At 29.6% G+C, this 21,714-nt stretch carries 23 protein-coding genes and 1 tRNA gene; 22 read left to right on the top strand and 2 right to left on the bottom strand.

The genetic code is table 11. The features are described 5' to 3' along the window. Positions 1-146: 146 nt before the first annotated feature. Positions 147-1,658 carry a BCCT family transporter gene (locus tag L8X27_RS02140; RefSeq protein WP_263664637.1) on the top strand — a complete coding sequence of 504 codons (1,512 nt, stop codon included), beginning with the start codon at positions 147-149 and terminating at the stop codon, positions 1,656-1,658. Beyond that, a complete protein-coding gene (locus tag L8X27_RS02135) occupies positions 1,645-2,772 on the top strand; it encodes a mandelate racemase/muconate lactonizing enzyme family protein (RefSeq protein WP_133319405.1) in 1,128 nt (375 codons plus the stop codon). Before L8X27_RS02140 ends, L8X27_RS02135 begins: the two co-directional genes overlap by 14 nt. 21 nt (positions 2,773-2,793) lie before the next feature. Here L8X27_RS02135 and yedF read toward each other — a convergent pair whose 3' ends face one another. Together yedF and yedE are read right to left on the bottom strand one after the other, a co-directional pair. Further along, positions 2,794-3,021 (bottom strand): sulfurtransferase-like selenium metabolism protein YedF, encoded by a 228-nt coding sequence (gene yedF / locus L8X27_RS02130; RefSeq protein WP_263671011.1) that lies wholly within the window; start codon positions 3,019-3,021, stop codon positions 2,794-2,796. Continuing rightward, a complete protein-coding gene (gene yedE / locus L8X27_RS02125) occupies positions 3,018-4,226 on the bottom strand; it encodes a selenium metabolism membrane protein YedE/FdhT (RefSeq protein WP_263671010.1) in 1,209 nt (402 codons plus the stop codon). The genes yedF and yedE overlap by 4 nt, the downstream gene beginning before the upstream one ends. 155 nt (positions 4,227-4,381) lie before the next feature. On the opposite strand from yedE, the gene L8X27_RS02120 reads away from it, so the two are divergent. From L8X27_RS02120 to L8X27_RS02020, 20 genes are all read left to right on the top strand, one after another. Next, positions 4,382-4,479: transfer RNA gene (locus L8X27_RS02120), tRNA-Sec, on the top strand. 26 nt (positions 4,480-4,505) lie between these two features. After that, the gene (locus L8X27_RS02115; protein WP_133319402.1) at positions 4,506-5,756 is read left to right on the top strand and encodes an adenylosuccinate synthase; all 1,251 of its coding nucleotides are present in this window, start codon (positions 4,506-4,508) and stop codon (positions 5,754-5,756) included. Further along, complete coding sequence (locus L8X27_RS02110) at positions 5,753-6,172, top strand: flagellar FliJ family protein (RefSeq protein ID WP_133319401.1); 420 nt, start codon at positions 5,753-5,755, stop codon at positions 6,170-6,172. Before L8X27_RS02115 ends, L8X27_RS02110 begins: the two co-directional genes overlap by 4 nt. After that, on the top strand, positions 6,169-6,687 hold the full coding sequence (locus L8X27_RS02105) for a MotE family protein (protein WP_165955271.1): 519 nt from the start codon (positions 6,169-6,171) through the stop codon (positions 6,685-6,687). The genes L8X27_RS02110 and L8X27_RS02105 overlap by 4 nt, the downstream gene beginning before the upstream one ends. 63 nt (positions 6,688-6,750) lie before the next feature. Then, positions 6,751-7,302 carry a DUF507 family protein gene (locus L8X27_RS02100; RefSeq protein WP_133319399.1) on the top strand — a complete coding sequence of 184 codons (552 nt, stop codon included), beginning with the start codon at positions 6,751-6,753 and terminating at the stop codon, positions 7,300-7,302. Next, positions 7,299-8,417 carry a glutamine-hydrolyzing carbamoyl-phosphate synthase small subunit gene (carA, locus tag L8X27_RS02095; protein ID WP_263671007.1) on the top strand — a complete coding sequence of 373 codons (1,119 nt, stop codon included), beginning with the start codon at positions 7,299-7,301 and terminating at the stop codon, positions 8,415-8,417. Before L8X27_RS02100 ends, carA begins: the two co-directional genes overlap by 4 nt. Then, positions 8,414-9,076 (top strand): sulfite exporter TauE/SafE family protein, encoded by a 663-nt coding sequence (locus tag L8X27_RS02090; RefSeq protein ID WP_133319397.1) that lies wholly within the window; start codon positions 8,414-8,416, stop codon positions 9,074-9,076. The genes carA and L8X27_RS02090 overlap by 4 nt, the downstream gene beginning before the upstream one ends. Positions 9,077-9,184: 108 nt before the next feature. Continuing rightward, on the top strand, positions 9,185-10,651 hold the full coding sequence (ccoN, locus tag L8X27_RS02085; RefSeq protein ID WP_039617631.1) for a cytochrome-c oxidase, cbb3-type subunit I: 1,467 nt from the start codon (positions 9,185-9,187) through the stop codon (positions 10,649-10,651). An 11-nt stretch (positions 10,652-10,662) separates the two neighbouring features. Continuing rightward, the gene (gene ccoO / locus L8X27_RS02080) at positions 10,663-11,328 is read left to right on the top strand and encodes a cytochrome-c oxidase, cbb3-type subunit II (RefSeq protein ID WP_087700416.1); all 666 of its coding nucleotides are present in this window, start codon (positions 10,663-10,665) and stop codon (positions 11,326-11,328) included. Positions 11,329-11,336: 8 nt separating this feature from the next. Beyond that, complete coding sequence (locus tag L8X27_RS02075; RefSeq protein WP_133319395.1) at positions 11,337-11,540, top strand: cytochrome c oxidase, cbb3-type, CcoQ subunit; 204 nt, start codon at positions 11,337-11,339, stop codon at positions 11,538-11,540. Further along, positions 11,540-12,418, top strand: a complete 879-nt coding sequence (ccoP, locus tag L8X27_RS02070; protein ID WP_263671006.1) for a cytochrome-c oxidase, cbb3-type subunit III — start codon at positions 11,540-11,542, stop codon at positions 12,416-12,418. The genes L8X27_RS02075 and ccoP overlap by 1 nt, the downstream gene beginning before the upstream one ends. Then, positions 12,418-12,630: a DUF4006 family protein gene (locus tag L8X27_RS02065; protein WP_133319393.1), complete on the top strand. Its 213-nt coding sequence runs from the start codon at positions 12,418-12,420 to the stop codon at positions 12,628-12,630. Before ccoP ends, L8X27_RS02065 begins: the two co-directional genes overlap by 1 nt. 100 nt (positions 12,631-12,730) lie before the next feature. Then, the gene (locus L8X27_RS02055) at positions 12,731-13,306 is read left to right on the top strand and encodes a hypothetical protein (RefSeq protein ID WP_261529512.1); all 576 of its coding nucleotides are present in this window, start codon (positions 12,731-12,733) and stop codon (positions 13,304-13,306) included. Between the two features lie 2 nt (positions 13,307-13,308). After that, on the top strand, positions 13,309-13,821 hold the full coding sequence (locus L8X27_RS02050; RefSeq protein ID WP_165955270.1) for a FixH family protein: 513 nt from the start codon (positions 13,309-13,311) through the stop codon (positions 13,819-13,821). Continuing rightward, entirely contained in the window at positions 13,821-16,208 is a 2,388-nt protein-coding gene (locus L8X27_RS02045) for a PD-(D/E)XK nuclease family protein (RefSeq protein ID WP_263671004.1), read from the top strand. Before L8X27_RS02050 ends, L8X27_RS02045 begins: the two co-directional genes overlap by 1 nt. After that, positions 16,205-18,949, top strand: coding sequence for a RecB-like helicase (locus tag L8X27_RS02040; protein ID WP_263671003.1), 2,745 nt, complete (start codon positions 16,205-16,207; stop codon positions 18,947-18,949). The genes L8X27_RS02045 and L8X27_RS02040 overlap by 4 nt, the downstream gene beginning before the upstream one ends. Further along, complete coding sequence (locus L8X27_RS02035; protein WP_263671002.1) at positions 18,942-19,586, top strand: hypothetical protein; 645 nt, start codon at positions 18,942-18,944, stop codon at positions 19,584-19,586. The genes L8X27_RS02040 and L8X27_RS02035 overlap by 8 nt, the downstream gene beginning before the upstream one ends. Positions 19,587-19,665: 79 nt before the next feature. Continuing rightward, the gene (gene rplM, locus L8X27_RS02030; protein ID WP_039617653.1) at positions 19,666-20,091 is read left to right on the top strand and encodes a 50S ribosomal protein L13; all 426 of its coding nucleotides are present in this window, start codon (positions 19,666-19,668) and stop codon (positions 20,089-20,091) included. Positions 20,092-20,093: 2 nt separating this feature from the next. Beyond that, a complete protein-coding gene (gene rpsI / locus L8X27_RS02025; RefSeq protein ID WP_039617655.1) occupies positions 20,094-20,483 on the top strand; it encodes a 30S ribosomal protein S9 in 390 nt (129 codons plus the stop codon). Positions 20,484-20,726: 243 nt separating this feature from the next. Next, positions 20,727-21,713, top strand: a complete 987-nt coding sequence (locus L8X27_RS02020) for an OmpA family protein (RefSeq protein WP_263671001.1) — start codon at positions 20,727-20,729, stop codon at positions 21,711-21,713. The last annotated feature ends 1 nt before the right edge of the window (position 21,714 follow it).

The following is a 21,714-nucleotide window of genomic DNA, read 5'->3' as shown; positions in this document are numbered from 1 at the left end:
TGATTAAATAATTTTTTATTATAGTAAAAAATATTTGAAAATACTGAGGTATGGCTTTTAATGCATTTATGATAAAAGTTTCTTTAAGTTTTATTTTAAAATAAGAAAATACTATATATTTACTACTTGAAACAAAAAGGAGATTTATGCAAAAAAATAATCAAAAAACTTATGATTTATTTTTGATAGTGACATCTATCTTGGCGGTTTTTATGGTGATTGTAATTTTACTTATAAATCCTAGTAAAGCTTTAGAAGTAGCAAATTTTCTTTTTAGTAAGCTTACACATATGTTTGGCTCATTTGTTCAACTTTTTGAGTTTATTTGTGTAGTTTTTATTTTCTACTTGGCTTTTTCTAAAATAGGTAATATTAAATTAGGCGATGGGATAAATCCTTATTCAAATACTGCTTGGATTTTTATGTTTATTTGTGCAGGACTTGGATCTGCTACTATGTATTGGGCATTTATGGAATGGGCATATTATTATTTAGCACCTGGGTTAAATATTACTCCAAAATCTACAGAAGCTTTAAGAAGTGCAACTTCTTTTGTGTATTTGCATTGGGGTATTACGCCTTGGGCTGTATATGCTTTAAGTTCTATTGCAATGTGTTTTCATTTTTATATTTTTAAAAATAAAAATTTAAAAATTTCAAGTTTAATAGCAAATATCTTGCATATTAATCAAAATATAGTGCTTGATAAAATCATCGATGTTGTGTTTTTATTTAGTACTTTTGGTGGACTTGTGCTTACTACAACCCTTTCTATAATTACAATTAGTGCTGGACTTTCTGGAATTTTTGATATTAATGATGGTTTTTATTTAAAATTTATTCTTTTAGCTATTGTTACAGCTGTTTTTACCTTTTCTAGTTTTGTTGGATTATCAAGTGGTATGGCAAAACTTGCTAAAATATCTTGTATCTTGTGTTTTGTGTTTGCAATATTGGTATTTATTTTAGGAGATAGTGTATTTATATTAAATAATATAATAAATAGTATAGGGGTATTTTTTAGTAATTATGTTTCAATGAGCTTATATAATGATATTGCTGGTGTAAGTAGCTTTAATTCTGATTGGACAGTTTTTTATTGGCTTTATTGGATTACTTACACTCCTGCTGTTAGTATTTTTGTGACAAAAATTTCTAAAGGAAGGACCATTCGTCAAGTAATTTTTGGTCTTATTGTGGGTGGATGTATTGGGACTTGGTTTTTCTTTGGAGTTTTGAGTTCATATGCAATAGATATTTTTCAAAGTGGAATCTTAGATGTTCCAAATTTTATTAGTTCAAATGCTGGAGAAGCTGGAGTGGTAGCATTGGTAAAAACACTACCATTTGGTACTATTTTTGCTCTTTTTTATTTCCTGCTTATGATGGTATTTTTGGCTTCTCATATGGATGCTACTGCATTTACTATTTCTTGTGTAAGCACAAAAATAGATAGTGAAAATCCTAGTAAATATTTAAAAGTTTTTTGGTGTATTATGCTTGGATTAATTCCTCTAGCAATGCTTTATATAAATGCAGATTTAAATACCTTAAAAGTTGCAGTTGTTTTGAGTGCTGCTCCTTTTTTGGTAATACTTGCTATTAGCTTTTATGGGCTTATTAAATGGATAAAAAGGATGGATAATGAAAATTACTAAGGTTGAACCTATATGGTTAAGGACAAAAACTTTTGATGAGTCTTGTGAGTGGGGTGAAGATGCCTTTATATTAAGAATTTATACAGATAATAATCTTTATGGAATAGGGGAAAGTGATAGTGCTGCAGCAGTTTTAAAGATAATGTTTGAGCAGCCTAGTACTCATGGATCTTGTAGAAATTTAAGTGAAATTTTAATAGGACAAGATCCAAGAAATATTAAGAAGATTATGGATGATTTGATTGAGGGAAGTGCGTATTATGGACTTAGCGGAGCATTAATTTGTGCTTTAAGTGCAATAAATATTGCTTTATATGATTTACTTGGAAAAATTTATGGTGTAAGTGTAGCTACCATACTTGGTGGAAAAAGAAAAGACTTTTTAAATGCATACGCTACTTTTATTCCGAGTGAAAATATGGAAGAAAATATTTCTAGAGTAAAATACTTAAAAGAAGAAGGTTTTAAACTATTAAAATTTGGTGGTGCAGGCTTTGGTAATAATGCATTAGCTGATAAAGAGATTATCAAGAATATTAGAGGTGCAGTGGGTGATGATATTAAACTTAGTATTGACTTAGTAGGGCTTTGGAAAAATTTTTCTTATGCAAGAGAAAGATTTTTGGAAATTGAAGAATATAACTTAGAGTGGATAGAAGAACCAGTTAGTGCAAATAATTTTTATGATTATGCAAGACTTAGCGAACACTTACCTTGTAAGATTACGGGTGGAGAGAGTTTTTACACGCTAAATGAGTTTGAAAATTTTATTAAAAAGTCAAAAGTTTCTATTGTGCAACCTGATATTACTAGATGCGGTGGTTTTGACACTATGTTAGAAATTGAAAAAATATCTTTAAAATATGGTTGTGATTTAGTCCCGCATGGTTTTTCTACAGGAATTTTACTTGCTGCTACGGTGCAGTTTCTAGCAAGTACTAAATATTGTAATTTGATAGAGTATTCTCAATCAACAAGTGTGCTTTTTACTCATTTGGTGAAAAATTTAATCCCTTGCAAAGATGGTATAGTTGAAGTCAATGATGCTGTGGGTATAGGAGTGATATTGGATGAAAATTTAATAGAAAAATATCGTATAAATATAAAGATTTGAGTAAATACTCAAATCTAATTTTTAAGGTTTTTGAATTAAAAATCTAAGCGTTGGTCCATCTTGATCTATCTCTAAAATTTCAAATCCGCGATTTTTCGCATCTTGAGGTATAGAATTAATACTTTGTGGGCAATCACATAAAATTTCTAAGACCTCACCTGATTTTAATTCTTTTAATGCATCAATGGTAGCTATAGCAGGATATGGGCATGCCTCACTTTCTAAATTTAAACTATAATGAATAATCATAATTTTCCTTTGTTGTGTTGGAAGAATAATTTTTTAAATTTTAAAACAAACAAAAATAAAATAGCAAACAAAGCTAAATTGATTAATAAGCCATTAAAATAACCAAAATCATTTAAAAGATGAATTTTTATACCATTTGTTAGTATTTTTGGGAAATGATCATAATTTAAAGCTAAGATCATAGTACCGATGATATTGGCAATACCCACTATAATAAAATGACTTTGCCCCTCGCAAGCTCTATACATCCAACCACACTCGCATCCTCCGGCAAAAACTATTCCAAATCCAAATAAAAAAGCACCTATAGCAAGGTTTGGTGATATTTCTATTACTTTGCTAGTATGCCCTTGTAATATAAAAGCAAAAGCTATTAAACAAGCTATGATCATACCTATTAAAGCGCCTTTTATAGCATTGTCTCTACCAAATAAAAATAAATCTCTAAAGCAAGAAGTGAAGCAAATTTGAGCCCTAGAAATGATAAAACCAAAAACAAAACCAAATATTAACGCTAAAGGAAAAAAACTTTCTTTGTTTTTAATATCAATATTTTGTTTTTGTAGTATAAATACAACATAAGTTATAAAAATTATAAATACACCAAGTCCTATGTAAAAATATATTTTTGAAATTTTATTTTGTGTTTTTAATTTTTGATTTTCTTTGCAAACGCGTTGTAACTTTGCTTTTGGCTTAAATAAGGCAAGATTACAAACCTTAACACCTAGATAAATTCCTAAAATCATAAATAAAGTAAAAACCCAAGTATGTAAAGAAAAATAAGGTAAACCTGTAAAGAAATTTGCTAAATTACAACCAAAAGCAAGTCTTGCACCAAAGCCTGATAAAATTCCTCCTATAATAGCTTGAAAAATTCGAATTTTGCTAGCAGGTAAACGCCATTTAAATTTATTTGCTAAAAATGCAGCTATTAAGCATCCTATAAACATACCTATGAGCATGATACCATCAATTCTTGTTAAGGGACTGCCGCTTAAATTTTGCTTTTGGTAGTAAGTGTAGGAGCTTAAATCCATACCAAAAAATTCTAAAATTTCTCCACCCCAGCGTGTCATTTCACCTGTAACAGCCCAAACACTACCAAAAATTCCAAAATAAATAGCACTTAAAATTCCAAGTATAATCATGCCTTTGGAATTATCCCAAAAATTTATAAAAAAAGATTGTTTGAAAGAATGCATTGATATATCCAAAAATTGTAATTGTCAAAACTTGACACTGAAAAACAAACATTATAACTAAAAAATATAATATTTCAAAGTATTTTTACACGCTTATAATTTCATATGTTTAATTTTTGTTTCAATTAAAAATATTAAGATATAATATCATTTTTGGAAGGTTAGCTTATCTGGTGATGGCCACTGACTTCAAATCAGATGAAAGGGTAGTTGACTACTTTTTGGGGAGTTCGATTCTCTCACCTTCTCGCCAAATTTAAGTCAAAATGGAGTTTTTTTATGAGTAAAGCAGATATTGTCGTTGGTATCCAATGGGGTGATGAGGGTAAGGGTAAGATAGTTGATAAACTATGTGAAAATTATGATTATGTTTGCAGAAGTGCAGGTGGACATAATGCAGGTCACACTATATGGGTTGATGGTATAAGATATGCTTTACATTTAATGCCATCAGGTGTTTTAAATAAGCAATGTATTAATGTTATAGGTAATGGAGTTGTAGTTAATCCTGATGTATTAATTAGTGAAATGGCTCAATTTGAAAATTTAGAAGGAAGATTATTTATAAGCGATAGAGCTCATTTAAATTTAAATCATCATGCTTTGATTGATCAAGCAAGAGAAAGACTTAAAGGCGATAAAGCTATAGGAACAACAGGCAAAGGCATAGGGCCAAGCTATGAAGATAAAATAAGTCGTAATGGACATAGAGTAGGGGAATTGCTAGAGCCTGAAAAACTTTGTGAAAATTTAATGAAAGATTTTGAACTTAAAAAAACTTATTTTGATGTTTTAGGTATTGCAATGCCTAGTTATGATGAAATTTTAAAAGATTTAAAACGCTTTAAAGAAGTGCTAGCGCCATATATTACAGATACTACAAGAATGCTTTGGAAAGCTTTAGATGAGGATAAAAAAGTATTGTTAGAAGGCGCGCAAGGTTCTATGCTTGATATTGATCATGGAACTTATCCTTATGTAACTAGTTCAACGACTATTTCAGCTGGAGCTTTAAGTGGTTTGGGATTAAATCCAAAAGAAATTGGAAAAGTTATAGGCATAGTAAAAGCTTATACAACGAGAGTGGGAAATGGAGCTTTTCCAAGTGAGGATTTAGGCGAAGATGGTGAAAAAATAGGGCTTATTGGTAAAGAAATTGGAGTAAGTACAGGTAGAAAAAGAAGATGTGGTTGGTTTGATGCGGTTGCGGTAAGATATACTGCAAGATTAAATGGCTTAGATACTTTATCATTAATGAAACTTGATGTATTAGATGGTTTTGAAAGTGTTAAAATCTGTAAAGCATATGAATATAAAGGACAAGAAATAGACTATGTACCTTGTGATTTAGAAAACGCTAAGCCTATTTATGAAGTAATGGAAGGTTGGGATAAAGTTGCAGGGATTAGAGATTATGATTTGCTACCTGAAAATGCTAAAAAATATATTAAGCGTTTGGAAGAATTAAGTGGCGTTAGAGTAGGTTATATCTCCACAAGTCCTGAAAGAGAAGATACTATCATTTTATGAAAAGCAAATATTCTTCTGTGATTAAGCTTAGAAAACAACAGCTTGATAAAGCAGAGGCAAATTTGACTAGAACAAGACAAAAGCTTTTGTTGTGTGAAGAAGAATTTAAAGAAGCTTTGAAAACATGCGAAAGCTTGACTTTGGCTGATAAAGGTTCAGTAGCTTTGTTAAGATCGTCTTTAAAAATGCAAGAGATTGCAAGAGAGGGTAAGCAAAGAATTAAACAAAAATTAGACCTAACTAAAAAAGAACTTGCACATCATCAACATTTATACAAAAAGGCTCATTTGGAATTTGAAAAAATTAAGGTTTTAGAAAATGAAGAATTAAAAAAAATCCAAAAAGCTTTACAAAAAGAAGAAGAAAAATTTATAGATGAACTTGCTATAACAAGACATTTTAATAAGGATAAATGATGAAAAAAATAATATTTTTATTGATTTTCTTAAATTTTGTAAATGCACAGCAAAATTGCGAGCAGTATTTTGAAGCAAGAAAAGAGCAAATGCAAGAGCAAATTAGAGAATATGATGAAGCAAGACAAAGTTTAGAGGCTTATAGAGCTTCTTTTGAAGCTTTGCAAAAAGAAAAAATGCAAGCTTTGGAGCAAAAAGAAGCTGATGTTAATGCAAGTTTAGAGCAAATAAAAAGTTTAAAAGAGCAAAATGAGCGTATATTAGAAGCGACTAAACAAAATCTTCAAGTTATTAATGATAAAACTATGGGGCGTATTACAGAAATTTATGCTAAAATGAAAGATGTGGCCGTGGCAGGTATATTAAGCGAAATGGAACCGGATGAGGCTTCAAAAATTCTACTTTCGCTAGATCCTAGAAAAATTTCATCCATTATGGCCAAGATGGATCCAAAAAAAGCTTCCGATTTAACACTACTTTTGAAAAATTTAGATCAAAATGCAAGTTCGCAGTAAGTTTTAAGCAGTTTTTACCTTTTTTTTAGTATTATTTCAAAATAAAAATAAAAAGGTGAATAAATGCGTATCAAACCAGCTCATATACCTTATATAGCAAATAAAATAATACTTGATTTAATGCATTCTTCTTTTGTTAAAATTAAAGATGATAGTCAAAAACTTTTAAAAACAGCAAAAGAAATTATAGAAATAGATGTTTTAAATGAGCGTAAACTTGATGAAAAAGCAAAAGAAATTTTAGAAAGCCAAGAAGATGAAATTGAGTTTATGCAAATAGATAGAAAAAGTATGTTTTGGATGATTAAGAAAAAACTAGCAAATGAGTTTAAATTTATGCTTGATAGTGAAGATAGATACAATAATCTTTCTCATAAAATTTTAGAAAATTTAGTGGAAGAAGATTTGATAAACTACAATGTGTCAGAAAATCGTGTTAAAAATCTCATTTTTTCAAGTATTATGTCTTATTTAAAAGAGTATGAAAATTTAGAAGATTTAGTCTATGAAAAAATTTCAAATTATAAAAGAAAACTTATTCCAGGTTCTGAAGAATATGAATTGGTATTTGAAAAGCTATATCAAGAAGAGCTTAGAAAAAAGGGACTTTTATGAAAGCATATATTTATATAGAGAATGATGTTTTTTTAAGCGCAAAGGCTTTTGGACAAAGTGGAACTTTTTTTGGAGAGCTTGTTTTTAATACTTCTTTAACGGGGTATCAAGAAATTATTTCTGATCCATCATATGCAGGTCAGTTTGTAGTATTTTCAATGCCAGAAATTGGTATAGTTGGTATTAATGATGAAGATAATGAAAGTAAAAATGTATTTGCTAGCGGAATGATTATAAGAGAATTAAATGAAGATTATTCTAATTTTAGAGCCAATGATTCTTTAAGTGCTTATTTGAAAAAGCATGAAAAAATAGGGCTTTGTGAAATTGATACTAGATTTTTAGTTAAAATGATCAGAGATCAAGGAAATTTGAGAGCGGTAATATCTACTGAAATTAAGGACAAAGAAGAGCTTAAAAAAATGCTTCTTTCTAGTGCTAAAATTGATGAGGTAAATTATGTAGCACAGGTTAGCACTAAAAGCTCTTATAAACATAGTAAAGGTGCTTGGAATCATAACAACAAAGCTTATGAGAATGTAAAAGCAAATGGTAAAAAAGTAGCTGTGATTGATTATGGTGTAAAAGAAAATATTTTAAATGAGCTTGTAAGTGTTGGACTTGAGGTGGAAGTTTTTCCTTATAATACCAAGGCAAAAGATTTGATTGATTTATATCAAAAAGGTAAAATTCATGGGGTATTTTTATCCAATGGACCAGGTGAGCCAAAAATTTTAAAAGATGAAATCGCAGAGATTAAAAAACTAGCAGAAGCTAAAATTCCTATGCTTGGTATTTGTTTGGGACATCAACTTTTAAGCAATGCTTTTGGTTATGAAACTTATAAAATGAAATTCGGCCAACATGGAGCAAATCATCCTGTTATTAACCTTACTAATAACACAGTAGAAATTACAGCACAAAATCATAATTATAATATTCCTGAAGAAATAGTAGAGGTCGCAACTATTACTCATAGAAATTTGTTTGGTGATAATGTAGAGGGTGTGAGATATAAAAATTATCCTATTATATCAGTGCAACATCACCCAGAAAGTTCTTCAGGACCACATGAGAGCAAGTATATTTTTAAAGAATTTTTAGAGCTTTTGTGAGTTTAGATTTTATTGCTTTAGCAAGTATAGCTTTTCTTTCTAGTTTTGGGCATTGTTATGGAATGTGTGGAGGTTTTGTTTTAGCTTATACTCAGCTTTCAAAGCAAATTAAGCTCCCTTTTTTTCTTTTAATTTTCTCATATCATCTATCTCGAATTTTTGCTTATGTTTGCTTGGGTATATTTTTTGGAGTTTTTGGAAGCTTGCTTTCATTTAGTGAATTTTCAAAAGGCATAATGTTTTTTATAATTGGAATTTTTATGATAACATTAGCACTTGCTTTGATTTTTAAAGGAAAATTTCTAAGTTTTTTTGAAAATTCTTTATTTTTTGAATGCGTAATTAAAAAAAACATCTCTAGATTGATTCAACAAAAATCTTTCAAGAGTACTCTTTTTTTAGGATTTTTAAATGGCTTTGTGCCTTGTGGTTTGGTGTATTTTTATATAGCCTTTGGAATGAGTGTGCAAAGTGTGTATTTATCGGCTTTAATTATGCTTGTTTTTGGTTTTTCAACTTTACCAGCATTGATATTTCTTGCGTATTTTTCTAAAACATTAAATGAAAAATTTCAAAAAATAGCTAGTTTAATTTCCTATATTTTAATTTTTTGTTATGGTGTGTATTTTTCTTATATAGGCTTTGTTTTTACGCGATAATTTATTAATAAATAATAAATAATTAGACATAGTTTAAGCTAAAAAAGATATTAAGTATCGTATAATATAAAGATCGCATAATTGCAGAAAAAAACTTAAGGAGAGGAAATGCACCCAGGAAATGCATTAAACTATGACTATACGGTTGCTAAATATTTTATGTTTGCTACCTTATTGTTTGGTGTTATTGGTATGGCTATTGGAACGCTTATTGCCTTTCAGATGGCTTATCCGGATTTAAATTATTTAGCCGGTGAGTATGGTACTTTTTCAAGACTTAGACCATTGCACACTTCAGGTGTAATTTTTGGTTTTATGCTCTCAGGAATTTGGGCTACTTGGTATTATATTGGTCAGCGTGTGCTAAAAGTTAGTATGGCAGAATCAAGCTTTTTAATGTTCATTGGTAAATTGCATTTTTGGCTTTACATGATCACTATGATTATAGCTGTTATTACTTTGTTTGCAGGTGTTAGTACTTCAAAGGAATACGCAGAGCTTGAATGGCCGCTTGATATATTGGTAGTTTTAGTTTGGGTTTTATGGGGTGTAAGTATTTTTGGGCTTATTGGAATTCGCCGTGAAAAAACTTTATATGTTTCACTTTGGTATTATATAGCTACTTTCCTAGGTATAGCAATGCTTTATTTATTTAACAATATGGCTGTGCCTACTTATTTTGTGAGTGGAATGGGTGATTGGTGGCATAGTGTTTCTATGTATGCAGGGACAAACGATGCATTAGTTCAATGGTGGTATGGACACAATGCAGTTGCATTTGTATTCACTGTTGGTATCATTGCTCAAATTTATTATTTTCTACCAAAAGAAAGTGGACAACCAATTTTCTCATACAAATTATCTTTATTTGCATTTTGGGGCTTAATGTTTGTTTATTTATGGGCAGGTGGACACCACTTGATTTATTCTACAGTGCCTGATTGGATGCAAACTATGGGTTCAGTTTTTTCAATCGTTCTTATTTTACCTTCTTGGGGTTCAGCAATTAATATCTTACTTACTATGAAAGGTGAGTGGAGTCAATTAAGAGAAAGCCCATTAATCAAATTTATGATTTTAGCTTCAACTTTTTATATGTTCTCAACTTTGGAAGGTCCTATTCTTTCTATTAAATCAGTTAATGCATTAGCACACTTTACAGATTGGATTCCAGGACATGTTCATGATGGTACTTTAGGTTGGGTTGGCTTTATGACTATGGCTGCGCTTTATCACATGGTGCCTAGAATGTTTAAAAGAGAATTATATAGTAAATCGCTAATGGAAGCTCAATTTTGGATCCAAACTACAGGTATAGTATTATACTTTAGTTCTATGTGGATAGCAGGTATTACTCAAGGTATGATGTGGAGAGCTACAGATGAGTATGGTAACTTACTTTATACTTTCATTGATACTGTTGAAGCTATTATTCCTTATTATTGGATTAGAGCTGTAGGTGGCTTGTTGTACTTAGTAGGATTTTTCATGTTTGTTTATAATATTTATAAATCAATTTCAGTGGGTAGAGTGCTTGATAAAGAGCCAAAAAGTGCTTCACCTATGGCAGCATAAGGAGGAAAAATATGTTTAGTTGGTTAGAAAAAAATCCATTCTTTTTTGCTGTGGCAGTATTTATAGTGATCGCATATGCAGGTATTGTGGAAGTTTTACCTGATTTTGCTCAAAATGCAAGACCAATTGAAGGTAAAAAGCCTTATACGGTTTTACAACTTGCAGGACGCCATGCTTATATTAAAGAAAGTTGCAATGCATGTCATTCACAACTTATTCGTCCTTTTAAATCAGAAACAGATCGTTATGGTATGTATTCAGTTAGTGGTGAATATGCTTATGATAGACCATTTTTATGGGGTTCAAAAAGAACTGGACCTGATTTATTGCGTATAGGTAATTTTAGAACTACAGATTGGCATGAAAATCACATGTGGGATCCAGTTTCAGTTGTTCCTGGTTCTATTATGCCAGCTTACAAACATATGTTTAGCAATAATGCAAATATAGAAACAGCTTATGCAGAAGCACTAACTGTAAAAAAAGTTTTCAATGTTCCTTATGATGTTGAAAATGGTACAAAACTTGGTACTTGGGAAGAAGCTCAAGCAGAAGTTAAAGCAGAAGCCCAAGCTATAGTAGATCAAATGAAAAATCAAGATGTTAAAGATGCGTTTGCTAGAGGTGAAATTAGAGAAATTGTCGCTTTGATTGCGTATCTTAATAGCTTGAAATAGGAAAAACTATGGATTTAGAACTAATAAGAGAGTTGCAAGCTTATGGCTTTTTTGCTCTTGTAGTATTCTTAGTGGTAGTTTTGTATTCTTATTGGTTTCATTTGTATAGATCTGAAAAAACAGGTAGAAGAAACTATGAAAAATATGCTGATTTAGCATTACATGATGAAATTGGCGATCGTGTTTTAGAGCAAAATAAAAGGAGTGCTTAATGCAATGGTTGAACTTACAAGATAATGTTAATTTATTATCTTTTATTGGGGCAATTCTTATCATATTGATTACGCTTGTTGTGGTAGGAAAATTGTTTAAAAGTATGAAAGAAGAAAAAAGTCAGGGTGAGCTAAGTGAACATAGTTGGGATGGTATAGGTGAATATAAAAATCCTATACCATTTGGCTGGGCTGTGGTATTTTTCTTAGCTATAGTATGGTGTATATGGTATTTTCTTTGGGGGTATCCTTTAAATAGTTATTCTCAAATTGGTCAATATAATAAAGAAGTGCAAGCGCATAATGAGAAATTTGCACAAAAATTTGCAAATTTAAGCAATGAAGATAAGCAAGAAATGGGTAAAAATATCTTTTTAGTTCAATGCTCTTCTTGTCATGGTATTACAGGCGATGGTATCAATGGAAAAGCTCAAAATCTTAATGTTTGGGGTTCAGAAGAGGGACTTATAGAAGTAATTACTAAAGGTTCTAAGGGCTTAAATTATCCTATGGGTGAGATGTTAAGTGCAGCAGATAATGGTATAGATGAAGCTGATATTCCTGCAATTGCTGCTTATGTTGCTTTTGAAATTTCAGCAATTAAAAAAACTGAAAATCCTCAACTTGTAGCAAAAGGAAAAGAATTGTTTGTCACTTGTACAGTATGCCATGGTGAAGATGGAAAAGGAACTATTGATGGTCAATTAGTGGCTCCAGATTTAACAAAATATGGTAGTGCAGAATTTGTAGTAGATGTTTTAAATCGTGGTAAAGCAGGTAGTATAGGTGTAATGCCTCATTTTAACAATGGCTTGTTAAATGAGCTTCAAAAAGAAGCAGTTGGCGAATATGTGATTTCTCTTTCAAGGGGCGAATAATGGAAAATTCAAACAGATGTGTATTTTCACTTTCAGGCGTTAGCGGAATGTTAATAGCAACTATTTTATTATTATCGATTTTAGCAGGATTAACTATTTTGGGTCTAAAAACACAACAAGATGTTATGCAAAAACCTTATAAAATAGAAAATGCAGAACAAATTAAAATGTTTGACTCTAAAAGAGAAGAACATATCATTATAAAGGAATGATTATGGTAAAAGTTCTTGAGTATTTAATCATAGCCGGTTTAGTTGTAGCGGCTGGAATCACTGCTTGGTCGGTTTTAACTGCAAATCATCTTTTTATAGGATGAAAAATATATTTAAAGGCGGTTTTTTAGCCGCCATTTTTATTTGTTTTGCTAATTTTTTACATGCTGAAATATTGTTAAATGATAATATCTTAAACACTGCGATAGAACAAAATATCACTACAAGTTCTAGACAAATTTATGAATTAACTGGAGTAAATATCGCTTTAGCATTAAGTGATAAAAAAGATTTTGAAAGTTTAAAAAATTATGAAGCTAATTTAAGTAAACCATATATTTTACTTGTATTTTCTAAAGCTTCACATAAGGTAGATATACTTGCAAGCGATGATGCTTTGGCTTTTTTTGATAAAGAAGGTGTTTTGAGTCCTTATCCTGAAAAAGGAACAATTTTACCTATACTTGCAAATCCTAAACAAAAAGATATTTATAATGCAGCTATTTTAAATGGTTATGCAGATATAGCCGATCAAGTAGCAAATTATTTTAATATAAAACCTTTTTATGGAAATTCAAATCGTGATACTTTAAATATCATGAGAATTTTAATCTATGGATTTTTATGTGTTGCAATTTTAATGCTAGTTCAAAGAAAAATCAAAAGGAGAAAATAAAAATGGAAAATAAGAAAACATTTTGGCCTTATGGTATTTTGATTTCTTTGGGGCTTATTGTTATAGCTTGTATTGTTACGATTTTTATTGCAAGTAAGGCTCCTGTGTATGAAGATAATTTTTATTTTGATTCTTATCAAAATGTAGAGTTAAATTATAATGAAATTCAAAACAGACAAAAGACTTTTGATGAAAATTTTAAGCTAAGCATTAAAGACAAAGAAAGCTTTATGCATAAGAAAAATCAAGTTTATTATATCAATGAAGGGCAAAATGAGCTTAGGATTGCAATTGAAAATTTAAAAGATTATGATTTAAGTAAGCTTCAAATCCAAACTTTACTTTCGCGTCCACATACAAATGTAAATGATGAGAATTTGCAAGTAAGATTAGAAGGAAGTGATTTGGTGTTTGATTTTAATATCAAAGAAAAAGGTGTTTGGCAAATACTTTTAAAAATCACTCAAGATGAAAATAGTGTAGGATTTTTTAAATTCTTTTTGCAGACTAAATAATGAAACTTTTTGTATTTAGCTCACTAAGAGCTTTAAGAAAGTATTATGAGAAAAAACTACAGGTTGATAGTTTAGTAGAACCGGCTATGAGTATAGCCGAATTTATACAAAAGTTAGTTTTTTCTCCGCATTTTCAAGCAACACACTATGAGTGTTTACTTTTGATGAAAAAGGCTTGTGAGCAAACTAAAAATTTAGAGCAAAGCTTAAAAATACCGAGTAATTTTTTTGCTTTCTTAAAAAATAATGCTTATTTATTTAGTTTCTTTAAAGAGCTTAGTTTAGAAAAAAAAGATATCAACTCATTAAAATTTCATGATGCTTACGCTCAGTATGATGAACATTTGCAAATTTTAGAAGAACTTTTTAAAAATTATCTTACCTTGTTAAAAGAGCAAAATCTATATGATGATATTTCTTTGCCGCTAGATTATGAAATTAATAGTGATTTTTTAAAAAATTATGATGAGATTATTTTTGATTTTCAAGGTTTTTTAAATGCCTTTGAAGTAGAGCTTTTGTTAAAAGTTAAGGAAACAATTCCTCTTAAAGTGCAGTTTAATTGCACTAAATTTAATAAAGATTTTTTAAATACTCTTAGCTTTTTACAAGGACTTTCTCTTAAGGCAAATTATGCTTATTTGTTTGATTTAAATCAAAAAACAATTTTAAAAGAAGAGTGCTTTTTTAAAGAAAGTAAAATTAGTTATAAAAGTTTTCATTTAAGATCTTTGCAAGCTGCTTTTGTTTTTGAAAAAATTAATTCTTTTTTAAAATCCGGTATAAGCGCAAAAGATATTGTAGTGATTACACCTGATGAGAATTTTGTAGATATTTTAAGACTTTATGATAAAAACAATGTTTTAAATTATGCAAGTGGAGAAAGTATTAAAAATACACTTTTTTATCATAGATTAAAGTCTTTGTATGAAAGTGCTAAAGATGATGAGTTTGAGTATGAAGAAAATGAAGAATTTTATGAAAGGTGTAATTTAAACAAACATTTGTGTAATTTACACTTTTTTTCTTCTAGTGTTGATTTTACAGAGTTTAAAAAGTTTTTTGATGAAAATATTTCTTTTGATTTTTTTGAGAATTTTATTTTTAATTTGCTAGAAGATAGTGATGAGGAATTAAAAAATTATATACATCAAGAGCTTATTTTTATCAAAGAGCTTGTAAAAACACACGAGTTAAGCTTTGTGCAAATTTTAGAATTATTTTTCATGCAAATTGATGGTATAAAATTAAGCAGTGTTGGTGGTGGTGAAGTTACTGTAATGGGGCTTTTAGAAAGTAGGGGACTTAGATATGACGGGGTGATTATAGTCGATTTTAATGATGAGTTTATCCCAAAAAGAGTTTCAAGCGAGTTATTTTTAAACAATGAAATTCGCAAAAAAGCAGGACTTATCACTCATGCTCAAAGAGAAAATTTACAAAGACATTATTATTATACTTTAATAGCCAAGGCAAAATTAGTTGGAATTTCTTATGTGGAAAATGAAGAAAAAATCAAATCAAGATTTTTAAACGAACTTGAACTTCCATTTTATGAAGACAAGACTTATAGTAATAATGCTTATGTGAAATATTTTCAAACTTATCCATGTACTTTTAATCTTGAGCCTATTGTAAGTATTAAAGCAAAGCACGATTATTTTCAAAACGATCTTTCTTTTTCAAGATTTCATCTTCTTGTGCATTATGGTTTGGATTATTATTATAAATATGTTTTAAGATTAAAAGAGCCAAAGACTTTAGACGATACACTTAGAGCAAATGAGTTGGGGAGTTTTATCCATAAGGCTTTAGAACTTTATTATACACAAAAATCTAAAAATCATTTTGATTATGAAGTTTTTATGCAAGTGGTAAAAAGCATTAAACAATACCGAGTTGATGCGCTAAATTTAGCTTTAATACAAACTATATTTAAAGAATTCCAAACACTTGAAAATGAGCATTTTAAGCAAGGTTATGTGGTAGAAAAATGTGAATTTAATCCACCAAGAAAAGAATTTATTGCAGAAAATGGAGTGAAAATTCACGCCATAGGCTTTTTAGATAGAGTAGATAATAATGGCAATGAAAGATTGATTATAGATTATAAAAGTGGTAAGGCAGATGAAAAGTCTTATCAACTTGCTTTTTATAAGTTTTTATTAGAAAATCAAAATACCCTATTAAATACAAAAGCTTGTTTTTATGATCTTAAAAATATCAAAATCATACATGAAAATGCTAAAAGTAAGAGCGTACAAGAACTTAAAGATTTGCTTAATGAGCTTGCTAAAGAACCTTTGGAAAAAGAATTTTTTAATCAAAAAAACGACAATACTTACAGCCCTTATACCATGCTTTATAAAAAGGAGTTTAAGCTTTGAGTTATCATTTTGAGCCTTTTTTAGCTTTGGAAGCTAGCGCAGGAAGTGGAAAAACTTTTGCATTAAGTGTGCGTTTTGTAGCTTTGGTTTTAATGGGAGCTAAGATTAATGAAATTTTAGCCCTTACTTTTACTAATAAAGCTACAAGCGAAATGAAAGAAAGAGTTTTTAAAACCTTTTTAGAATTTGATGTGCTTGAAAATGGAGAGAATAAAGCAGAGTGTAATGAGCTTATGAAAATGCTAGGTAAAAGCAAAGATGAGCTTATAGCTTTAAGAGAAAAATACAAAGATGAGTTTTTAAGATCTAAGCTTAATATCTACACTTTTGACAGCTTTTTTTCACAAATCATTCGTTCTTTTGCTTTAAATTTAGGTCTTATGAGTGATTTTGACATTATAGAAAGTCAAGATAGTTATAAAAATTTCATTTCTAAATTAGACGAAGAAGAATTAAGAGCTTTAGCTTATTACATTGTCCAAACAAAAAGTAAAAGTGATTTTTTGCAAAATCTTGAAAGCTTGTATGAAAGATCTTGTGAGATTAATTCTATACAAAATGCACATTTTCCAAATAAAACTTTTTTAGAAAAAAGCTTAAGTGAGTTTATAGCTTATGCAAGAAATTTAAGCACAGATAAAAACTATCAAAAAAATTTCGAATTTGAAAACATAGAAGATTTCTTTACTAAACCTATTATTTGTGATTTAGATAAAAAATATTTTGTAAAAGTCATCGATAGTGAATTTTTACAAAAAAGAGCAGAGTTTTTACAAAGTGCAAAAGAGTATTTTACCCAAATGGAAAACTACCGTATAAGTATGCTTGCAAAGCTTTTGGCGCATTTTAAAGAAGCAAGAAATGAAAATAATGCCAAGCAAAATGCACTGACTTTTTCAGATATAGCTTTAAAAACTCATGAGTTAATTAGTGATGAAACTAATAAAGATTTGATTTATTTTAGACTCGATGGTTATATTTCGCATTTATTAATCGATGAATTTCAAGATACTAATGTTTTGCAGTATCAAATTTTAAAACCCATCATTGCTGAGCTTGTTTCAGGCGAGGGAGTGAAAAAAAATAGAAGCTTTTTTTATGTGGGGGATAAAAAGCAAAGCATATATGGTTTTAGAGGGGGTAAAAAAGAGCTTTTTGATAAGCTTTTAAAAGACTTTCCGCAAATTAAATTAGAGCATTTAGATACTAATTATCGTAGTAAAAAAATCATTGTTGATTATGTAAATGAAGTTTTTAAAGATAAATTTTTTGATAGCTTTTTAAATCCTAGCTTTACTTTGCAAAAAAGCATTAAAGAAGGTGGATATGTGGAAGTTTTACAAAATCATATCCCGCTAAAAAGTTCTTTGCATGAAGCAAGTGGTAAAGAAGTTTTAAAAATCATTCAAAAGCTTTTAGAAAAAGGCGTAAAGCTTAGTGAAATTTGCATTTTGGTATGGATTAACAAAGACGCTACTTTAATGAAAGAATTTCTTGAAGAAAATGACATTAAAGCTTATACGCAAAGCAATGTAGCTTTGATGGATTGTATTAGTGTAAGAGTGCTTTTTGAGTATGCAAAGGCTTGTGTGCTTAAAGATGAGTTTAGTTTGTACTTTGCAAGTAGTATTTTAGAAAAAGAGCTTGAGTTTATCACGCTTGATTTAAACCGCAGTGTAGGTGAGATTTTAAAATACCTAGTACATGTTTTAAAGCTTGATTTAAGCGATGTTAATCTCATTGCATATTTAGAGTATGCAAGTGCTTTTGATAATTTTTTTGATTTTTTGTTTGCTCCATGCGAGTTAAAGTCTTTACAAGTTCAAGATGATGGAGTAAGTATTATGACCGTGCATAAGTCTAAGGGGCTTGAATTTGAAAATTTAATCGTACTTGATAGACTTAGTAAAAAAGCTCCGGATAATGAAACTTTAATGTTTGAGTATGATTTAGAGCAAGGTTGGGAAGTAAAATACCGACACAGTGCTAGAAAACATCTTGAAGATCAAAATTACAATACCTTTTTAGCTAAAAGAGAAAAACTTCAAGCAGAAGATGAGATAAATTGTCTATATGTAGCCCTTACTAGAGCTAAAAATTCTCTTTTTATCATAAAAAATGATGAGAGTTTTAAAACCTTTAAGAGCTATTTTCAAGACTATAAAGAAAAACAAATAGGCATTATAGAAGAACAGCTTGTTAAAACAAAAGAGCCTTTAGAAAATTTAGAACAAATAGAGAGCTTTGAAGAATTTCAAAAGGTAAATTTGCAAGAAGTCAAAGTAAAAAGTCATCTTTCAAGCACGCAAATACATTTTGGCTTGGCTTTGCATGAGTTTTTGCAATATTTTGATTTTAACACTAAAAGTAATTTTGAATTTTGCAAGCAAATGGTGTATAAAAAATACCGTTTTTATTTAGATGATGAAGCTTTTAATGAGCTTTTTAAAAGACTTACTATGCTTTTAAAAGATGAGAGCTTTAACGCGCTTTTAGTGGGTAAAAAGCTACTAAAAGAGCAAATCATCACTTATAAAGGTGAACAAAAACAACTTGATATGCTCGCATTTGATGATAATGAAGCTATCATTATAGACTATAAAACGGGTTTAAATTTAAACGAGCATAAAAAGCAAGTTTTACTTTACAAAGAAGCCATAGAAAAAATCTTAGCCAAGACTTCTACTAAGGCTTTTTTGGTGTATATTTTAAAAAATAAAGTGGAGGTAATGTATGTGTAGTATAGATAAAGAACAATTTTATGGTAATATTTCTCTTTTTCACGATAAAATAAAAAATGGAAACAATCATCGATATTTATCTTGGGAGCATTGCTATAAGTATTTTTATATCTATAGGAAGGATGTAGATTATGATTATGCTTCTTTGATGTTATCTTTTTATTTAGCTAGTTGGGGTATGTATAGAGGCTCTTCTTTTTTGTTGCATTATGATTATCAAATATATAAAACAATGCTAAAAGAGCTGTTAGATATTAACTTATGGGATAAGCATGATTGGATTCAAATAACTGAAGCAGGTAAAATTATAAAAGAAAATTTATTAAAGTATAAAGATAAAAATAAAGATAAAATTAGTGATATACTGATCACAAAAATTTTATTAGGAATTTTTGGCTGCACCCCTGCTTATGATAGATTTTTTGTAAATGGGTTAAAAAAGTATAATATAAACAACAATAAGATACCGATACAATATTGTGAAGATAGTTATATGGGAATTATGGACTTGATAGATAGATGTAAAAGTAGCTTTGAATTTCCAAAAATAAAATTAAAATTCAATGAAGATATATACTATCCGGATATGAAAATTATGGATATGTATTTTTGGGTTTTAGGACAACAAAAGCTTTAAATATTCTTAAATTAAGTATTAATTAAGCTAAAATAACTATAATCTCATTTTTAAAAAAATTTTTGGCAAAGGTAAGATGATGACAAAGATAACAAAGCCAAACGAAGTAAAACGCGAATGGATCGTTTTAGATGCTGAAGGAAAGCGTTTTGGTCGTCTTTTAACAGAAGTAGCGACTATTTTAAGAGGTAAAAATAAACCTTGCTATACTCCAAATGTTGATTGTGGAGATTATGTAATCATTATCAATGCTTCTAAAGCAGTTTTCACAGGTGCAAATAAAGCAGAAGATAAACTATACCACAGACATTCAGGGTATTTTGGAAGCGTAAAAAGTGAAAAATTTGGTGATTTATTAGAAAAAAATCCAGTTAAATTATATAAATTAGCAGTTCGTGGTATGCTACCTAAAACAAACCTAGGTAGAGCTATGCTTAAAAAATTAAAAATTTATGCAGGTAGCGAACATCCTCATACTGCTCAAATTGCTAATAAAGGAAAATAATCATGGCAACAACATACGCAACAGGTAAAAGAAAAACCGCTGTAGCTAAAGTTTGGGTAAAAGCTGGTAGTGGTAAAATCATCGTTAATGGTATGGATTTAAATACTTGGCTTGGCGGACATGAAGCTATAAAATTAAAAGTAGTTCAGCCTTTATTAGTAACTAAACAAGAAACTTCTATGGACATTAAAGCAACAACTTTAGGTGGTGGTTACAGTGCTCAAGCTGAAGCTTTAAGACATGGTATTTCAAGAGCTTTAGCTGCTATGGATGCAGATTTTAGAGCATTATTAAAACCAAAAGGACTTCTTACTAGAGATAGTAGAACTGTTGAACGTAAAAAATACGGTCGCAGAAAAGCAAGAAGAAGTCCACAATTCTCTAAACGCTAATATTTTTTGGATCCATTTTGGATCCATTTTCTCTATTTTTTTAAAAAAATCATATTTTTTTCATATATTTTTATTTTATTTAAAATCAAAGGATTTTTTGTTTAGAATAAATATTTATAATTCCAAGGTCCGATCAGGGAAACCTCCTTTTTGTAGTAAATTTAAGCCCCTTACCCAAAGGGGCTTATTTTATTTTAATCTTCTTTTTTATATAATCGCTCAATTTATTTTATAAGGATTGTTATGAAAAAAATTATAAGCTTAGTTAGTTTAGCTAGTGTTTTATTTGCTTTTGATACTAGCAAAATAGAAATAACCCCGACCTTTAACTATACAACACCAGAAGGAAATTTAGATCTTAAAAATTATGGTGGAGTTGGCTTAAGATTTGGCTATCACTATGATGATTTATGGATAGATCAAGCTGAACTTGGTTTAGAGTATTATGATAATGCAAAATATAATAATCCAAATGATAATACACATACAGATACTAGTGTTTCGAGATTTTATGTGAATGCTATTAAAGGAATTGATTTAGCTAATCATGTGTATTTATATGGATTATTAGGAACAGGTTATGAGTATTTAAGTCATGGGGCTTATGAAAATAAAAGTGGTATGTTTGCTCAATATGGTGCGGGTTTTAAATTCGCGCTTGGAGAAGATTTAGCTTTAAGACTTGAAGCAAGAGATCAAATTAAATTCAACAATGGCGAACATAATTTAATTTCTAGTGTTGGCTTAAGTTTTTATTTTGGCAATAAAGCTCCAAAAACCCCTAATGTTGAAACTAAGCAAATTGAAGAAAAGCCACAAGTAAAACAAATTGATAAAACATGTTCAGAGCCAAGAAAAGGTGCTTTGCTTGATCATATAGGTTGTGAAAAAACAATAGCCCTTGAGGGACATTTTGGTTTTGATCAGACTAATATAAATCCAGAATTTGCTCAAAAAATTCAAGAAGTAGGTAAGATCTTAGAAGAAAATCCTCAATACTATACTATTTTAGAAGGCCATACAGATAGTACAGGTCCTAAGGCTTATAATCAAAAATTATCATTAGAGCGTGCTAATGCCGTAGCGAAGGAACTTGAAAAAACAGGTGTTGCTAAAGAAAAAATTGTAACTAAAGGCTATGGTTTTGAAAAGCCAAAAGCAAGCAATGATACCAAAGAAGGTCGTGCGCAAAATAGACGCGTTGAAGCAAAATTTTTTATTAAAGAATAAA

The sequence above is a fragment of the Campylobacter sp. CNRCH_2015_1657 genome (assembly GCF_025772685.1).
GTDB classification, from domain to species: Bacteria; Campylobacterota; Campylobacteria; order Campylobacterales; family Campylobacteraceae; genus Campylobacter_D; species Campylobacter_D lari_D.
This window is presented reverse-complemented; position numbering and strand designations above follow the sequence as displayed.

Excerpts from the sequence above, each read along its gene's own strand:
- ccoP (WP_263671006.1), top strand. The coding sequence starts at position 11,540 with ATGCAATGGTTGAACTTACAAGATAATGTTAATTTATTATCTTTTATT.
- L8X27_RS02035 (WP_263671002.1), top strand. The coding sequence starts at position 18,942 with ATGTGTAGTATAGATAAAGAACAATTTTATGGTAATATTTCTCTTTTT.
- yedE (WP_263671010.1), bottom strand. The coding sequence starts at position 4,226 with ATGCATTCTTTCAAACAATCTTTTTTTATAAATTTTTGGGATAATTCC.
- L8X27_RS02050 (WP_165955270.1), top strand. The coding sequence starts at position 13,309 with ATGGAAAATAAGAAAACATTTTGGCCTTATGGTATTTTGATTTCTTTG.
- L8X27_RS02075 (WP_133319395.1), top strand. The coding sequence starts at position 11,337 with ATGGATTTAGAACTAATAAGAGAGTTGCAAGCTTATGGCTTTTTTGCT.
- L8X27_RS02140 (WP_263664637.1), top strand. The coding sequence starts at position 147 with ATGCAAAAAAATAATCAAAAAACTTATGATTTATTTTTGATAGTGACA.
- L8X27_RS02135 (WP_133319405.1), top strand. The coding sequence starts at position 1,645 with ATGAAAATTACTAAGGTTGAACCTATATGGTTAAGGACAAAAACTTTT.
- L8X27_RS02055 (WP_261529512.1), top strand. The coding sequence starts at position 12,731 with ATGAAAAATATATTTAAAGGCGGTTTTTTAGCCGCCATTTTTATTTGT.
- rplM (WP_039617653.1), top strand. The coding sequence starts at position 19,666 with ATGACAAAGATAACAAAGCCAAACGAAGTAAAACGCGAATGGATCGTT.
- L8X27_RS02020 (WP_263671001.1), top strand. The coding sequence starts at position 20,727 with ATGAAAAAAATTATAAGCTTAGTTAGTTTAGCTAGTGTTTTATTTGCT.
- L8X27_RS02110 (WP_133319401.1), top strand. The coding sequence starts at position 5,753 with ATGAAAAGCAAATATTCTTCTGTGATTAAGCTTAGAAAACAACAGCTT.
- L8X27_RS02065 (WP_133319393.1), top strand. The coding sequence starts at position 12,418 with ATGGAAAATTCAAACAGATGTGTATTTTCACTTTCAGGCGTTAGCGGA.
- rpsI (WP_039617655.1), top strand. The coding sequence starts at position 20,094 with ATGGCAACAACATACGCAACAGGTAAAAGAAAAACCGCTGTAGCTAAA.
- L8X27_RS02115 (WP_133319402.1), top strand. The coding sequence starts at position 4,506 with ATGAGTAAAGCAGATATTGTCGTTGGTATCCAATGGGGTGATGAGGGT.
- L8X27_RS02100 (WP_133319399.1), top strand. The coding sequence starts at position 6,751 with ATGCGTATCAAACCAGCTCATATACCTTATATAGCAAATAAAATAATA.
- ccoN (WP_039617631.1), top strand. The coding sequence starts at position 9,185 with ATGCACCCAGGAAATGCATTAAACTATGACTATACGGTTGCTAAATAT.
- ccoO (WP_087700416.1), top strand. The coding sequence starts at position 10,663 with ATGTTTAGTTGGTTAGAAAAAAATCCATTCTTTTTTGCTGTGGCAGTA.
- L8X27_RS02105 (WP_165955271.1), top strand. The coding sequence starts at position 6,169 with ATGATGAAAAAAATAATATTTTTATTGATTTTCTTAAATTTTGTAAAT.
- yedF (WP_263671011.1), bottom strand. The coding sequence starts at position 3,021 with ATGATTATTCATTATAGTTTAAATTTAGAAAGTGAGGCATGCCCATAT.
- L8X27_RS02045 (WP_263671004.1), top strand. The coding sequence starts at position 13,821 with ATGAAACTTTTTGTATTTAGCTCACTAAGAGCTTTAAGAAAGTATTAT.
- carA (WP_263671007.1), top strand. The coding sequence starts at position 7,299 with ATGAAAGCATATATTTATATAGAGAATGATGTTTTTTTAAGCGCAAAG.